The following is a 14,863-nucleotide window of genomic DNA, read 5'->3' on the forward strand; positions in this document are numbered from 1 at the left end:
AGGATTTCCTGGCCGCCCACTCTCGTCGTACTTTGCGCGAGAGCGCGAAAGGCTACTCGGCGCCTTGCTCGGACTCGTCCGTCTTCTCAGCGTCGTCGTCAGCCGCCACCGCGAGCGAGATCTTGCCACGCGAGTCGATCTCGCGGATCTCGACCTCGAGCTTCTGGCCGACGCTCACGACGTCCTCGACATTCTCCACGCGCTTGCCGCCGTTGAGCTTACGCAGCTGCGAGACGTGCAGCAGGCCGTCCTTGCCCGGGGTGAGGGAAATGAACGCACCGAAGTCGACGACACGCACGACCGTACCGAGGTAGCGCTCGCCAACCTCAGGCACGAGCGGGTTCGCAATCGCGTTGACGGCCGCGCGAGCAGCCTCGGCCGAGGGGCCGTCGGTTGCGCCGATGTACACGGTGCCGTCGTCCTCGATCGTGATGTCCGCGCCCGTATCGTCCTGGATCTGGTTGATCATCTGTCCCTTCGGGCCAATGACAGCACCGATCTTGTCCACCGGGATGGTGACGGCGAGAACGCGCGGGGCGTTCGGGCTCATCTCATCGGGCTGGTCGATGGCCTGTTCGAGAACCGAAAGGATGTGCAGGCGAGCTTCGCGGGCCTGCGAGAGAGCACCTGCGAGGACGGAAGCGGGGATGCCGTCAAGCTTCGTGTCGAGCTGAATAGCCGTCACGAACTCCGACGTGCCTGCGACCTTGAAGTCCATGTCGCCAAAGGCATCCTCGGCACCAAGAATGTCGGTGAGAGCCGCGTACTTCGTCTCGCCGTTCACCGTGTCGGATACGAGGCCCATCGCGATACCGGCAACGGGAGCCTTGAGCGGCACACCGGCGTTAAGGAGCGCGAGAGTCGAGGCACACACGGAACCCATCGACGTCGAGCCGTTCGAGCCAAGAGCCTCCGACACCTGACGAATCGCGTAGGGGAATTCCTCACGGCTGGGGAGCACCGGAACGAGAGCGCGCTCGGCGAGCATGCCGTGGCCGATCTCGCGGCGCTTCGGCGAGCCCACGCGGCCCGTCTCACCGGTCGAGTAGGGCGGGAAGTTGTAGTGGTGGATGTAGCGCTTGTGATCGACAGGCGAAAGACCGTCGATCTGCTGCTCCATCTTGAGCATGTTGAGGGTGGTCACGCCGAGAATCTGGGTCTCGCCGCGCTCAAAGATGGCCGAACCGTGCACTCGCGGGAGCACCTCGACCTCGGCCGAAAGCTGGCGGATGTCACGAAGGCCGCGGCCGTCAATGCGCACACCCTCCGTAAGGATCTTCTCGCGCACGACCTTCTTCGTGAGCGCACGGAAGGCGCCAGTAATTTCCTTCTCGCGATCGTCGAGCTTCTCCGCGAGCTCCTCCTTGACCTGCGCGAGCAGGGTCTCGGTAGCCTCTTCGCGTTCCTGCTTGCCCGCGATGCTCATGACCTCGCGAAGGCGCTCGGTTGCAGCTTCCGCAACGAGATCGTAGGCGTCATCCTGGTAGTCGAGGAAGAGCGGGAACTCGCGAACGGGTTTCGCGGCCTTCGCCGCGAGCTCCTTCTGCGCCTCGCACAGCGTGCGGATGTAAACCTTGGCAGCTTCGAGGCCCTGGGCGACGACCTCTTCGGTCGGCGCCACCGCGCCTTGCTCCTTGATAAGCGACCAGGCGTTGTCCGTCGCTTCGGCCTCAACCATCATGATCGCGACGTCGTCTTCAACGATGCGTCCAGCGACGACCATCGAGAAGACGGCCTCGTCGAGCTGGCTGAAGGTCGGGAAGGCGATCCATTGGCCGCCCTCGGCGTTCGGCATGAGCGCGATGCGCACGCCACCGATGGGGCCGGAGAACGGGAGGCCCGAGATCTGGGTCGATGCCGAAGCACCGTTGATGCCCACGACGTCATACGCGTCGTCAGGGTTTACGGCCATCACCGTGAGAACAACCTGGACCTCGTTACGCAGGCCCTTGACGAACGCCGGGCGCAGCGGGCGGTCGGTGAGGCGGGCTGCGAGGATCGCGTCGGTGCCCGGGCGGCCCTCGCGGCGGAAGAAGGAGCCGGGGATTCGACCCGCGGCGTACATGCGTTCTTCGACGTCAACGGTCAGCGGGAAGAAGTCGAACTGCTCCTTCGGCTGATTGGAGACAGCGGTTGCGCTGAACACCGTCGTGTCGTCGTCGAGGTAAACGGCGACGGCACCCGCGGCCTGCTTTGCGAGGCGGCCGGTTTCAAAGCGCACCTCGCGCTTGCCGTAGGAGCCGTTGTCGATCGTGGCGATCGTTGAATGAATGTTGTGGCCTTCCATGGTCACTGTCACTCTCTTTCTGTGGTGAATAAGAGTTGTCTTTGCCGTGGGGCCGGCCATCGCCAGTCGCGTATCCCGCTCACGCGGAAGACGTCACTGCCGAGGACCGATCCCCTCTCATCATTGTCGCAAGGAAAACTCTATGGATGGTAAAACGCCGCCCACCCGACGGGTGAGCGGCGGAACGAAGGTCAGCGGCGCAGGCCGAGACGCTGAATCAGCGAACGGTAACGCTCAATGTCGACCGACTGCAGGTACTGCAGGAGGCGCTTGCGGCGACCAACGAGGAGGAGCAGACCACGACGAGTGTGGTGATCGTGCTTGTGATCCTTGAGGTGCTCGGTGAGGTAGTTGATGCGATGCGACAGAAGCGCAATCTGCACCTCGGGCGAGCCGGTGTCGCCCTCGCTCAGACCGTATTCCTTAATGATCTCCTGCTTGACGGAGGAATCGTAAGCCACTGGCTCTCCTATCACCTTGTTGCACGGCGCACCGGGGCCTGTTCTCCCGAGCACTTAGAATCCGTGGCCGATGTAGCACGGCCTTCCAAGGTTAGCAGCAGCGTTACCAACGCGGGTCGGCATGCCCGGCAAGAGTGCTGCGAGTCACGGCAACGTCGCGATGCATCTGGTCGATGAGGGCCTCGATGCCGTCAAAGGCAAGCGTCGGCCTTAGCCGCTCGACGAATTCCACTTGCGCTTGCCGGTCGTATAGCTCGTACTCATGAGACCCGAGCACGTAGGTTTCCACGATCCGATGCGCGGGCCCTTCCTCAAACGTGGGGTTCGTGCCCACCGAAATGGTGGCGGGAACGCGATCGAGGAAGCGATCGCCATCGAGTACCGAAAAGTAGCCGGCGTACACGCCGTCGATAGGCACAGCGCCGAGCGGATGCGCACTGAAGTTTGCCGTGGGAAAACCGAGCTCACGCCCCCGCTTGAAACCATGACGCACGGTGTCGCGCACCGAGTGCCAGCGGCCGAGCATGCGCGCAGCCTCGACGGTATCCCCCGAAAGCAGACTCTCGCGGATGAGAGTCGAGGAGATGCGCTCCCCCTCGCCCGCTTGTCCTTCGATATCGGCATCGAGCTCTTCGACGCTGATGACGTCGAAGGCGTACTTCTTGCCGAGGTCCACCATGGTGTGGAAATCGCCCTCGTTGCGACGGCCGAACCGAGAGTCCTTCCCCAACACCACGGCACGAGCACCGAGAAGTTCCACAAGATATTCGCGCACAAAATTCTCGGCGGTGAGCTGCGCAAAGTCGAGCGTGAAATGCACGTCGAGGAGGTCAGCAACACCCGCCGCACACACGAGAGCATTGCGATCCTCGTAGCCCGTAATGAGCATCGGCTGCTCGCTGCCCGTCATCACATGCCGGGGGTGCGGGTGGAACGTGAGGGCACGGGGCACGAGACCGCGATCTTTCGCGTACGACACGAGGGAATCGATCACGCGGCGGTGGCCGCGGTGCACACCGTCGAAGTTGCCGATGGTCACGACACCGGGGGCGAGGTTACCCGGAACCTCTTTCGGGTCATGCCACACGCGCGAGGGGGTCACTTCGTTCACGGCACGCTTTCATGGAAGGGATTCGAACACATGCCACCTTAACCGATGGCTGCCCCGCCACTCAGGGAGGTCTCCAAGCAACGTCACCCACAACACACGCCGCGAGGGGCTTTGCCTCTTAAATTGCTAGCACGCTTTCGCTAAAGTAAAAGCAAACCCCCGCATCAAACATTAAGGATCACGCGCATGTCGACAACCCCCGTGACCCATGCTCGCGCCCCGAAGAAGCGCGGCCGCACACTATTTTTCGTCCTCGCGGCGATCGCCGTCGTCATCGCCCTGGTCGCGACCGGTGGCTCGTTCGCCTACGCAAAGCAGTTCGAGGGCAAGGCTCTACCCGGCACCACGATTGCCGGAGTCGACGTCGCTGGAAAAACAGCCGAGCAAATTCGCGCAATTGTCCAGAAAAAGACCACAGGCGTCACTGTCACTGTCGACGCCAACGGCGAGCGCACGACCGTTCCCCTCGAGGAGATCGGTGGGCACATCGACGTCGATAAGACTGTCGAGAAAGCCCTTTCGCGCGAGTCGAGTATCCCGTCGGTTGTCAGTGCAGCGCTGAGCGGCAAGCACGATGTCACCCCCGTTGTCACCGTGGATGAAGAAAAGGCTCGCGCCTACGCCGAGTCGCTCGTCCCTGAAAACGAGGTCGAGCCGGTCGACGCAGAAATCGTGCAAGACGACGACACCAAAGAATTCTCCGTAGTCGAGTCGAAGGCTGGCAAGGGTGTCGACCCCTCTGAGTTCGTCGCAAGCGTGAAGAAGAATGCGCCCGAGCTCAAGGATTTCACCGTGACCCAGAAGTTCACGAGCATCGAGCCTCAGCTCGACACCGCGAAGGCCAATGAGACGATTGAGACTCTCGAGGGCATGCTCAAGAGCTCGATGGTCGTGACCGGCCCGGAAGACAAGACCTTCGAGGTCAAGCGCAAGGACCGCCTAGGTTTCGTGTCGATCACCCCGAACGACAAGGGCGACAAGTTCGAGATCAACATCGATCAAGAAAAAGTCGACACGTACGTCGGGAAGATCGCCGGCAAGGTTGCCACGACGAAGAAGGACGGCATCGTCGAGGTCGCCGAGGACGGCTCACGCACCGAGGTCTCCCCCGGCAAAGACGGCGTGAAGGTCACGAACCAGAAGGACATCACCGAAAAGCTGACCCACGCGCTCTCCTCGGGTGAGAATCTCGATGTCGCCATGACCACCGAGGTCGAGAAGGCCGAGGTCAAGGAAAAGAAGGTTGAGAAGGCGCCCGTGGACCCGGAAAAGGTTCCCAGCGAGCTTCCCTCCTACGCTCCCGCCGAGGCCCACAACGGCGAGAAATGGATCGATATCAACCTCGCGAACAAGACCGTGACCGCCTACGTCGGCGACAAGGCCGTGTTTGGCCCCGTGTCCATCGTCGATGGCGGCAAGGGTACCGAAACCCCCACGGGTGAGTACGAGATCTGGTACCGCACCGAGGTGCAGGACATGGGCTGCACGCCGCGGTACGACTACTGCACGAAGGGCGTCAAGTACAACCAGTTCTTCCACAAGGGGTACGCGCTCCACTCCGCACCGTGGCGCTCGAGCTTCGGCTACTCCGGCTCGCACGGTTGCGTGAACATGCGCGTCAAGGACGCCAAGTGGCTCTTTGAGTGGGCAAGCCTCGGAACGAAGGTCGTCTCGCACCGTTAAAGGAGTGAAAGGACGTGACTCGCCAACTCGGCCGCACCGCGCTCGTTTTTTACGTCCCGATCCTCGTGCTCATGCTGTTCCCCACATGGCCTCGTGCGGTGTTCATCAGCGAGCTCGGGTCGAACTACGACATCAAGGTCGTGCGATCGCCGTGGATCGACCCTCTGCTCTTCGGCTCTTTCCATAATCCTTTCGCCATCGCCGCGTTTGTTCTCACTTTGCTGTCAACGATCATCTTGATCGTGACGATGAAACGCGAAAGGCACACGCCACTAATCGTCCCAATCATGACGCTTGCGGCAGCAGCCCTCGGTTTCCACGCTCTCATGCAGGAGGCACCGAATGATGACGTGGTGCTTATGCTCGTCGGTCTCGTGATCGCGGCGGGGCTCACCTACGCGTCGTGGCTCGTGGAGAAGGCGAAGCTAGAGGAGTCCGTGGAGGTCGCGGAATAACGCTTGCGCTCTTGAGCAGGCCCTTTTTCGGGGCAGGTTCAACGATCGCCACGAGTTCGCCGGTGGGCGGCACGATGGCGGCGGCAGGGAAGGCTTCGGGGTCCGACGCTTGAGACGCCTCAATCCACTGCCCGTGTCTGAGCGCTGTTGCTTCGCTCTCGCTTACGGCGTGAAGCGGCAAGAATGAGAGGGCGGCCTTGCCAAGCGGAGTGAGTGTGAGCGCCGCCGAAGGATCCTCCGCGGCACGCGGCGCGTCTCGCTCGGGAATTCGCTGGGCGTTGTCCACGGTGAAACCGCCCACGCGCGTGCGCCTGAGCGCTGTGAGATGGCCACCCACGCCGAGAGCCGCACCGAGGTCGCGTGCGAGAGCACGTATGTAGGTTCCCGAACTGCAGTCCACAACGCAGTCGACGTCGAGGAATCCTTCCGTCATGCGAGCCTCACGAATCTCGAAACGGTCCACCCGAATCGGGCGCGCGGCGAGCTCAACGCTCTCTCCCCCGCGTACGCGAGCGTACGAGCGTACACCGTTGACTTTAATCGCGCTCACGGCGCTCGGAACCTGCGCGATATCTCCCGTGAGGTCGGCAATAGCGTTCTCGAGCGGCGCGTACTCATCGAGGATTGCGCGCAGCTTGTTCTCCGGGGCTGCCTGCCCCACCTGTTCGCCCTCGGCATCGTCCGTCACTGTCGCGTGGCCGAGGCGGATCGTCGCTTCGTAGGTTTTGTCGAGCCCCACGGCGTAGGTCAGAAGCTTCGTGCCGTACCCCACGCCGAGGAGAAGCAGCCCCGTCGCGGCGGGGTCAAGCGTTCCCGCGTGGCCGACCTTGCGCGTGTTGAGGTGATAGCGCACTCGGGCGACCACGTCGTGGCTCGTAAGGCCCGCGGGCTTGTCGAGGAGAAGGAAGCCGTGAGGCCCCTCCCCCGCGTGTTTCTTACTCATCGGCCTCGTCGTCTTCGAGGTGCTCACCGGGGACACGGTAGGGATCAGCTTCGCCCGCGAACTGCTTACCGGCGCGTTCGCGTTCGAGCTCGGTGTCTCGGTGCCGCGCCTCCACGAGGAGGTCTTCGATCGTTTTCGACGTCTCGGGGATCGTGTCTTCAAAAAACTCAAGCGACGGGGTGAGACGTGCGGTGATGCCGCGGCCCACGGCGCTGCGCAGCATGCCCTTCGCCGCCTTGAGCGCGGCAGCGGTCCCGGCGCGCTCTTCATCGCTTCCGTACACGGTATAGAAGATCGAGGCGTGCTGGCCATCGCCCGTGAGGCGGACGTCGGTGACTGTCACGAACCCGAGGCGCGGGTCCTTGACTTTTTCGTCGAGCGTACGGGCCACGATTTTCTTGATCTGATCGGCGAGGCGCCGCACGCGAGGGTTGTCGTTCATGGTGTCTCCTTGAGTGAAGTGAAGCTCGGGGCGCTTACGCCTTGCGGGCAAGCGCGATATCACGGTCGATTGAGGCATCGACCCGGTGCCTGAAGTTCATGCCCTCGCCTCGAAGCTCGAACCCGTGCTCCTCGACAATAGCGTGCACGTCATCGGCGGGGGTCGTGTGGCGATTGTAGGCGAGCGCCACGGCGCCACCCCGCGCAAGCACGCGAGACCATGCGGGAAGGGCCATTCGCAAAAGTTCAAGCGGAGAACGGCGAAGATTCGCACCGACCTTGGAGCCGTGCTGCACGCCGTAGGGAAGGTCCGCGACGATCACGTCGGCGCTTCGGGCCTTGAGGAACGCGTCAAGGCCCGTGGAATCTGCCGTGTAAAGCTCGAGGCTTTGCCCCCTCCCCGCGCGTTGCTCACTTTTTGAACGCGAGAGTTCGGCGTGGAAATGCTTGCCGAGCGCCTTCTTACTGATCGTGAGCTTCGTGTCCGAGGTCGTGTGCTTGAGCCTGTTCTCGCGCATCCACGACTTAAGGAACGCGCGGTAGAGCTCGGCGTCTTTCTTGTCGAGATCGACGCCCACGGGGCTAAGCCCCCACATGAGGGCCTGGTTGAGGGTTGTGCCTCGACCCGCAACGGGATCAAGCACCCGCAACGTCCCCTCGCGCAGTGCCTCGGCCTTTCCCGCGGCGTGGGCGGCAAGGTGAAGAAGAAGCGCCGTGAACTGCTCGTTCGTTTTTCCCTGATATTTAAGTGTCGAAAGCAGAGTGCTCGGGTAAAGATCCACGTTGGGAAGAGGAATCGGCTGGAGCAGGGGAAGCGTCGGACTCTCATCCACGTAACTGCGCTCCGCGTTTGGGGCGGGCATGCGCCCCACCTCCTCAAATGCCGCGTACACGTGCGGGCTATACGCCAGCGAGAAGGTCAGCGCACGCTGATTCTCCGGATTCTCCCATGCCTCGTCGTCGATCTCGAGAGCGAGAAAATCGAGGTTCGCTTCGCGCACCTCGCTCGTCTCGACGAGGGCACCGGGCGCGCTCTCAGCTAACACAAACTCAAGCTCAGCTGCCGCGAGACGCGGCGCCGCCAACCCATACACCCGGTTTGCACTCGGGGCGATGAGGATGTTGACGCGCATGTTCTCTCCGTTCGTTTCTTTATGCCGCCGGGAGTATGCCTCTGGCGGCGAAACGGGCGGCGCCTCGGCCTGAACCGAAGCGCCGCCCGCGCATTGTCACCGAAAGGTGATTAGTCCTTCTTCTTTTCGCGCGGCTTCTCGACCATCTCGTAGGTCGTAATGAGGTCACCCTCCTGCACATCGTTAAAGCTGCCCAGGTTGATACCGCATTCGTAACCTTCGCGAACCTCGGTCACGTCGTCCTTGAAGCGACGCAGACCGGCGATCTCGAGATTCTCCGTGATGACGACGCCCTTGCGCGTGATGCGAGCTTTCGCACCGCGGTTGATGGTGCCGGACATGACGAGCGAACCCGCGATGTTGCCGAACTTCGAGGAACGGAAGATCTCGCGGATCTCGGCGCTGCCCGTGTCCTTCTCTTCGTACTCGGGCTTGAGCATGCCGAGAAGAGCGTTCTCGATATCTTCAATCGCGCGATAGATCACCGAGTAGTACTTGATCTCCACGCCTTCACGCTCGGCGTACTCCGCGTTCTGCCCCTCGGCACGAACGTTGAAGCCGAGGATCACGGCATCCGACGCGACAGCGAGGTTGATGTTGTTCATCGTGATCGCACCAACGCCACGATCGATGATGCGCAACTGCACATCCTCGCCCACATCGATACCGAGCAGCGCCTCTTCGAGTGCTTCGACAGAACCGGAGGCATCGCCCTTGAGGATGAGGTTGAGAGTTTCGACCTTCCCCTCTTCCATCGCGGCTTTGATGTCCTCGAGGCTCATACGCTTACGGCGCTTCGAGAGCTGTGCGGCGCGCTGGGCGGCCTCGCGCTTCTCGGCGATCTGGCGCGCCATGCGCTCGTCCGCGGCAACGATGAACGAGTCACCTGCGCCGGGGACAGAGCTCAAACCGAGAACCTGGACGGGGCGCGACGGGCCTGCTTCTTCAAGCTGGTTGCCGTTCTCATCGATCATGGCGCGCACGCGGCCATGGCCGATACCACACACGATCGCATCGCCCACGCGGAGCGTTCCCTGCTCCACGAGCACGGTCGCGACGGGACCGCGCCCGCGGTCGAGGCTCGCCTCGATCGCAACGCCGCGAGCATCCTTGTCCGGATTGGCCTTGAGTTCAAGGGCGGCATCTGCGGTCAGCAGAACCGCCTCGAGGAGGTCATCGATGTGGAGGTTCTCGCGCGCCGAAACGTCAACGAACATCGTGTCGCCGCCGTACTCTTCAGCCACGAGGTTGTACTCGGTGAGCTGGGCGCGGATCTTGTCGGGGTTCGCGCCCTCCTTATCGATCTTGTTGACGGCCACGACGATCGGGACATCGGCCGCCTGCGCATGGTTGAGCGCCTCGATCGTCTGCGGCATCACGCCGTCGTCAGCAGCCACCACAAGAATCGCGATGTCCGTGACCTTCGCACCACGGGCACGCATAGCGGTAAACGCCTCGTGGCCCGGGGTATCGATGAACGTGATGGGACGGGTCTCGCCCTCGTGCTCCACCTGCACCTGATAGGCACCGATGTGCTGGGTAATGCCACCGGCCTCACCCTGGCCCACGTTGGCACGACGAATCGCGTCAAGAAGGCGGGTCTTACCGTGGTCAACGTGACCCATGACCGTGACGACCGGCGAGCGGGGCTCGAGATCCTCTTCGGTCTCTTCGGCAAGTTCGCCTTCGAGGTCGATATCGAACTGTTCGAGAAGCTCGCGCTCCTCGTCCTCGGGCGACACGATCTGGATCTTGTAGCCGAGCTCCTCGCCGAGAAGCTGGAACGTGTCCTCATCGAGCGACTGGGTCGCGGTCGCCATCTCACCCATCGCAAACAGTACGGTGATGAGCGAGGCGGGATTGACGTCAATGCGCTCCGCAAAGTCGGTCAGGGTGGCGCCGCGGCGAAGGCGGATAACGGTATTGCCGTCGCCGCGCGGGATCTGCACGCCGCCCGGAGCGGGAGCCTGCATCTGCTCGAATTCTTGACGCTTCGCGCGCTTCGACTTACGGCTCTTTGCAGGCTTGCCGCCGCGACCGAAGGCACCCTGGGTGCCGCCACGACGACCACCGCGTCCGCCACCACCGGGGCGACCACCGGGACGACCCGGGCCACCACCGGGTCCGCCGGGGCCGCCACCTGGGCCACCGAAACCGCCGCGACCACGACCACCACGGCCGCCGCGACCACCGTTGCCGCCCGCAGGGCGACCCTGGTTCTCGGCCTGCGGCGAGTGCGCGGGCATCATGTTCGGGTTGGGGCGGGGTCCGCGGTTTGACGGACGCGCATTCCCGCGACCTTCACGCGAGGGGCGCGAATCGTTATCGCGGCGTTGCGGGCGCGGACCGCCCTGTGATTCGCCGCCTGGGCGAGGGCCGGGGCGACCGCCGGGACGCGGCATGCCCTGGGAGGAGGCAAACGGGTTGTTGCCGGGACGGCCGCCGGAGCGACCACCCGGGCGCGGCATCCCCTGCGACGACGCAAACGGATTGTTGCCTGGGCGCGCGCCGCCCGGACGCGGGCCGGGGCGCGAGGCGCCAGGCTTAGGCACGGACTGACCGGGCTTCGGCGCACGTGAGGGCTCGCCCTTCGGCTCACCGGAAGGCTTAGGGGCGCCCGGCTTCGGGGCATTCACGCGCGCACCGGGCTTCGGCGCGGCACCTGGTTTTGCGGCGGGGGCATCGTCGTTCGACTTCGACTTTGGCTTCGGTGCCGGGGCTTCGGCCTTAGCCTTCGGGGTCGGTTTCGCCTCGCCCTTCTCGGGTGCCTCGGTGTTTGCCTCAGCGGACTTCTTGGGGGCCGGCTTGCGCGGCGTGGGCTTCTTGGCGGCGCTCTTGGTTGCCGACGCCTCCTCGCCCTTCTTCTTTCCCGCGTTCGGGAACGCGGCGCGCACGCGGCGAGCCACGGGGGCCTCGATCGTCGAGGACGCACTGGTCACGAATTCGCCCATGTCCTTGAGCTTCGCGAGGACTTCTTTACTTGGCATTCCCAGCTCTTTGGCGAGCTCGTGGACGCGAAGTTTAGCCACAATTCTCCTGTCTCGGCCGCGCCGAGCAGGCGCGGTCCACTAGTTCCTGAAGGTGCTCATTTTCGAGTACTCATCGGATGTCCATTGGTGTTATCCCGCTTCCAAATGTGGTTCGGCACCCCGGTTGGGGTGAGTCATCGCTTCACATGCCCTCTCGAGAGTTCCCTCCTTCGCGAGAGCCGCAACGTCGACCGGCGCCCGAAAAGAACGCTGGAAGCCGCCGCGCGTGAGAGCGAAAGCAATGCATGCGCGGTCCGGATGAACCCAAGCTCCGCGCCCGTGGGCACTTCCGCTCGGGTCAACAACGAGGGTCAGGGATGCTCCCCCGCCCTCACGGACCACGCGGATCATCGCGTGGCGATCGCCGGATTTCCGGCATCCCACACACGTACGCGAGGGTCGATGCGCCGCATGCGAGCGCCTCGGCGAGTGCGAACTCGACGGGGAAGGACTCGCGATGATGGCGCCATTTCCTCTCAGGTACGAATGATCAGCCCTTCTAGTCTACCCCCAGCATGCGACACGGCGGCGAATTGCCCTCGCCGCCGTGCGCACTATCACGTGAAGAACTGGTCCCTCGTGCGCGCCCTCAGCCTTCCTGCCCCTCGGTGCGGATATCGATCCGCCAACCCGTGAGCTTTGCGGCAAGGCGTGCGTTTTGGCCTTCCTTGCCGATCGCGAGCGAAAGTTGGTTCTCGGGCACAACGGCGCGAACCTGGCGATTGACCTCGTCGGTGACCACGACCGAGGCCACTCGCGCTGGGCTAAGCGCGTTGCTCACGTACGTGGCGGGATTGTCATCGAAATCCACGATGTCGATCTTTTCGCCTTCGAGTTCGCTCATGACTGAGCGCACGCGCGCCCCCATGGGGCCAATGCACGCGCCCTTGGCGTTGACGCCCTCGACGTTGGCCCGCACCGCCATCTTCGTGCGGTGGCCCGACTCGCGCGCAAGCGCCACGATCTCAACCGTGCCGTCGGCAATCTCGGGAACCTCGAGTTCGAAGAGTTTGCGCACGAAATTCGGGTGGGTGCGCGAAAGCGTGATCGCGGGCCCCTTCGGGCCGCGGCGCGTATCAACGACATAGGCGCGAATACGCTTGCCGTGGGGGTAGCTTTCACCGGGCACCTGCTCGTGGGGCGGAAGGAGGGCTTCGACGCTCCCCAGGTCGACCTGGACCATGCGGGCATCGCGCCCTTGCTGGATCACTCCCGAGACAATGTCGTCGGCGCGACCGGCGAACTCACCGAGAACGGCCTCATCCTCGAGCGCACGAATGCGCTGGAAAATCACCTGACGTGCAATCGACGCGGCAACGCGACCGAAGCCCTCCGGGGTGTCATCCCACTCCTCGACTTCGCCATCGACATCGACATCGCGGGCAATGACCGTGACGACGCCCGTTTTCGAGTCGATCTCGACTCGTGCGTCGCGCGCGGGGTGAGGCGTGTGCTGATAGGCGGCAAGAAGGGCACTCGAGATCGCCTCGAGGAGTACCTCCATGCTTATCTCGCGTTCGCGTTCGAGCGCGCGAAGCGCTCCCATATCGATATCCATTGCGTACTCCTTCTGCTCTGTTCTTCAATTATGTGCGGTGGTTGACCGGGACTAACGAAACTCGAGGTGAATTTCTGCTTGGGCAACGTCGGAAACCGGCATCCTGTGTGGGCCGGGCGGAACTTTCTCGGCCCGCGGCGTTTTCGCGTTCTTCCTCGGGACATGCGGCGGCTTCTGCACATCGAACACCAGCTCATCGCCTTCGACCTCTTCGAGTCGGCCGAGGAAGGTGCGGCCCGAGGTGTCTTCGACGTCAAGCAGGCGCGTGCGCGCACGTTTGAAATGGCGAAGCTCTGTAAGGGGGCGGAACACGCCCGGTGTCGTGACTTCGAGCGTCGAAGGGCCCTCGCCGATGAGGCTTGCGTCAGCATCGAGGAGGGCGGAGAGTTCCCGGGACACGTCGGTGACGGTATCGAGGTCGGCGCTTCCAATCTCCTCTTCGGGGAGGTCCACAACGACGTCGAGAAGCGTGGCCGCACCGCGCCTCTGCGTGTCGAGTGATTCAAGAACGAGACCGTGCTTCTCAATGATGGGCTCGAAAACCTTCGAGAGCTGCTCGATCTGCCCGCCCTTGATCGAGGAGGAGTTCTTCTCCACGTTCTGCTCCATAGGGCTCCTTTCGCACGCTCGCGCCTGCCCACTAGAGTGGGATACCGAGATCATAGTGTGCTGAACATCGTGGCACATTCGGGAGCGAGGAGCCACATGAGAAACGCCCGAAAAGTCCTGGCCAGGCGCGGGTTTCTCGCTGGGGCTCTCGCTGCGCCGTTTCTCGCGGGCTGCTCCGGCCCCACACGAATCGCCATCGGGGGGCGCGAGACCTACACGCCCCCTCCCCCGGGAATCGACGAGATTTATCGCACGGAGCTTCTGAAAGCTGTGACAGATCTCGCCACGAACCTCGCACACGCCGAAACGCACGGCGATTTCCCCGCCTTCCTCACCGGCCCGCTCGAGACCCATCAAAGGGCGCTACGCACAGGCGCTGAGCAGGAGAAGGTCGCTTCTGCCGAAGCGGCAAGCTCCGCGCACTCCACTTCGCCATCCGAGAGCGCAGTTCGTGGCGCGAAGGAGCCGGTCACACAAGCCATGACGAAAACTTCGCATGACCTCGCCGCCCTTCGCGATCTCTACGCACACGCAGCTATCCAAGTCTCCGGCGACTTCGCCGATTTATGCGCCTCGGGGGCGGCATGGGCCGAGCAGACCGGCATTCGGCTCGCTCACCGCGCTCATGCCGCGGGCGTCAACGGCGTGAAGGCCCCCGAGAAATTTTCCGATCTGAAACCCGCTCGCGAGGTCCCGGAAATCGACCCGCCCGAGCCCGCCACGGCGGACCTCATCGCGACCCCACTCAAAGATGCGCAAATCGACGAAAACTTCGCCGCCTACGCTCTCGAGGTAGCGGCGACCCGTGTCGAAAAGAGCCACCGCGACGCTTACGTGAAGGCCGCGAACGCCCACGCCGCACGTGCCGAGGCATTCGCCGAGGTCGCCGAGCACCTCGGTCTCGATCCCGTCGCGCGCGAGGCAGGGTATGCGCTTCCGCGCCCGCTCGGGGCGAAAGACGCTGCGAAGATGCGCGTCGATGTCGAGGCGCAATCCCTCGCGAACGCCGTCGAACTCGCGGGCCTGGCACCGTTTACCGAACGCGCCACATTCGTGCGTGCAGCGCTCGAGAGCGCGAGGGCTCTCGAGCCGCTCCAAGAGCGAATCGCCCCGTTTCCGGGGATCGACGCGGGAGAGAACTAGAACAGCGGAA

The 14,863-nt window shown here is 63.5% G+C and carries 13 protein-coding genes; 3 read left to right on the forward strand and 10 right to left on the reverse strand.

All coding sequences use genetic code 11. From position 1 onward, the window contains the following. Positions 1–52 precede the first annotated feature (52 nt). The 3 genes from NBW56_RS03615 to NBW56_RS03625 form a co-directional block, all read right to left on the reverse strand. A complete protein-coding gene (locus tag NBW56_RS03615) occupies positions 53–2,287 on the reverse strand; it encodes a polyribonucleotide nucleotidyltransferase (RefSeq protein ID WP_250258528.1) in 2,235 nt (744 codons plus the stop codon). 191 nt (positions 2,288–2,478) lie between these two features. Beyond that, positions 2,479–2,748 carry a 30S ribosomal protein S15 gene (gene rpsO / locus NBW56_RS03620; RefSeq protein WP_016663029.1) on the reverse strand — a complete coding sequence of 90 codons (270 nt, stop codon included), beginning with the start codon at positions 2,746–2,748 and terminating at the stop codon, positions 2,479–2,481. 103 nt (positions 2,749–2,851) lie between these two features. After that, a complete protein-coding gene (locus NBW56_RS03625) occupies positions 2,852–3,859 on the reverse strand; it encodes a bifunctional riboflavin kinase/FAD synthetase (RefSeq protein ID WP_349815704.1) in 1,008 nt (335 codons plus the stop codon). A 186-nt stretch (positions 3,860–4,045) separates the two neighbouring features. On the opposite strand from NBW56_RS03625, the gene NBW56_RS03630 reads away from it, so the two are divergent. Further along, entirely contained in the window at positions 4,046–5,542 is a 1,497-nt protein-coding gene (locus NBW56_RS03630; protein ID WP_250258005.1) for a L,D-transpeptidase family protein, read from the forward strand. 14 nt (positions 5,543–5,556) lie between these two features. Then, on the forward strand, positions 5,557–5,997 hold the full coding sequence (locus tag NBW56_RS03635; protein ID WP_250258006.1) for a hypothetical protein: 441 nt from the start codon (positions 5,557–5,559) through the stop codon (positions 5,995–5,997). Here NBW56_RS03635 and truB read toward each other — a convergent pair. The 7 genes from truB to rimP form a co-directional block, all read right to left on the reverse strand. Next, complete coding sequence (gene truB, locus NBW56_RS03640; RefSeq protein WP_250258007.1) at positions 5,933–6,940, reverse strand: tRNA pseudouridine(55) synthase TruB; 1,008 nt, start codon at positions 6,938–6,940, stop codon at positions 5,933–5,935. The genes NBW56_RS03635 and truB overlap by 65 nt on opposite strands. Then, complete coding sequence (rbfA, locus tag NBW56_RS03645) at positions 6,933–7,382, reverse strand: 30S ribosome-binding factor RbfA (protein ID WP_074298074.1); 450 nt, start codon at positions 7,380–7,382, stop codon at positions 6,933–6,935. The genes truB and rbfA overlap by 8 nt, the downstream gene beginning before the upstream one ends. 34 nt (positions 7,383–7,416) lie before the next feature. Next, positions 7,417–8,514 carry a TRM11 family SAM-dependent methyltransferase gene (locus NBW56_RS03650; RefSeq protein ID WP_250258008.1) on the reverse strand — a complete coding sequence of 366 codons (1,098 nt, stop codon included), beginning with the start codon at positions 8,512–8,514 and terminating at the stop codon, positions 7,417–7,419. Between the two features lie 110 nt (positions 8,515–8,624). Next, positions 8,625–11,543 carry a translation initiation factor IF-2 gene (gene infB / locus NBW56_RS03655; RefSeq protein WP_250258009.1) on the reverse strand — a complete coding sequence of 973 codons (2,919 nt, stop codon included), beginning with the start codon at positions 11,541–11,543 and terminating at the stop codon, positions 8,625–8,627. A 90-nt stretch (positions 11,544–11,633) separates the two neighbouring features. Next, positions 11,634–11,927, reverse strand: coding sequence for a YlxR family protein (locus tag NBW56_RS03660; protein WP_284346088.1), 294 nt, complete (start codon positions 11,925–11,927; stop codon positions 11,634–11,636). A gap of 205 nt (positions 11,928–12,132) precedes the next feature. Next, positions 12,133–13,101, reverse strand: coding sequence for a transcription termination factor NusA (gene nusA / locus NBW56_RS03665; protein WP_250258010.1), 969 nt, complete (start codon positions 13,099–13,101; stop codon positions 12,133–12,135). A gap of 51 nt (positions 13,102–13,152) precedes the next feature. After that, on the reverse strand, positions 13,153–13,710 hold the full coding sequence (rimP, locus tag NBW56_RS03670) for a ribosome maturation factor RimP (protein WP_250258011.1): 558 nt from the start codon (positions 13,708–13,710) through the stop codon (positions 13,153–13,155). 96 nt (positions 13,711–13,806) lie between these two features. Here rimP and NBW56_RS03675 point away from each other — a divergent pair, with 96 nt between their 5' ends. Then, on the forward strand, positions 13,807–14,853 hold the full coding sequence (locus NBW56_RS03675; RefSeq protein WP_250258012.1) for a DUF4439 domain-containing protein: 1,047 nt from the start codon (positions 13,807–13,809) through the stop codon (positions 14,851–14,853). Positions 14,854–14,863: the final 10 nt, after the last annotated feature.

The organism is Dermabacter sp. Marseille-Q3180 (assembly GCF_940792985.1).
GTDB lineage: Bacteria > Actinomycetota > Actinomycetes > Actinomycetales > Dermabacteraceae > Dermabacter > Dermabacter vaginalis.

What these genes read in the sequence shown, in the direction of transcription:
- NBW56_RS03650 (WP_250258008.1), bottom strand. Translation starts at nt 8,514, where the DNA reads ATGCGCGTCAACATCCTCATCGCCCCGAGTGCAAACCGGGTGTATGGG.
- rbfA (WP_074298074.1), bottom strand. Translation starts at nt 7,382, where the DNA reads ATGAACGACAACCCTCGCGTGCGGCGCCTCGCCGATCAGATCAAGAAA.
- nusA (WP_250258010.1), bottom strand. Translation starts at nt 13,101, where the DNA reads ATGGATATCGATATGGGAGCGCTTCGCGCGCTCGAACGCGAACGCGAG.
- rimP (WP_250258011.1), bottom strand. Translation starts at nt 13,710, where the DNA reads ATGGAGCAGAACGTGGAGAAGAACTCCTCCTCGATCAAGGGCGGGCAG.
- NBW56_RS03630 (WP_250258005.1), top strand. Translation starts at nt 4,046, where the DNA reads ATGTCGACAACCCCCGTGACCCATGCTCGCGCCCCGAAGAAGCGCGGC.
- NBW56_RS03675 (WP_250258012.1), top strand. Translation starts at nt 13,807, where the DNA reads ATGAGAAACGCCCGAAAAGTCCTGGCCAGGCGCGGGTTTCTCGCTGGG.
- NBW56_RS03615 (WP_250258528.1), bottom strand. Translation starts at nt 2,287, where the DNA reads ATGGAAGGCCACAACATTCATTCAACGATCGCCACGATCGACAACGGC.
- truB (WP_250258007.1), bottom strand. Translation starts at nt 6,940, where the DNA reads ATGAGTAAGAAACACGCGGGGGAGGGGCCTCACGGCTTCCTTCTCCTC.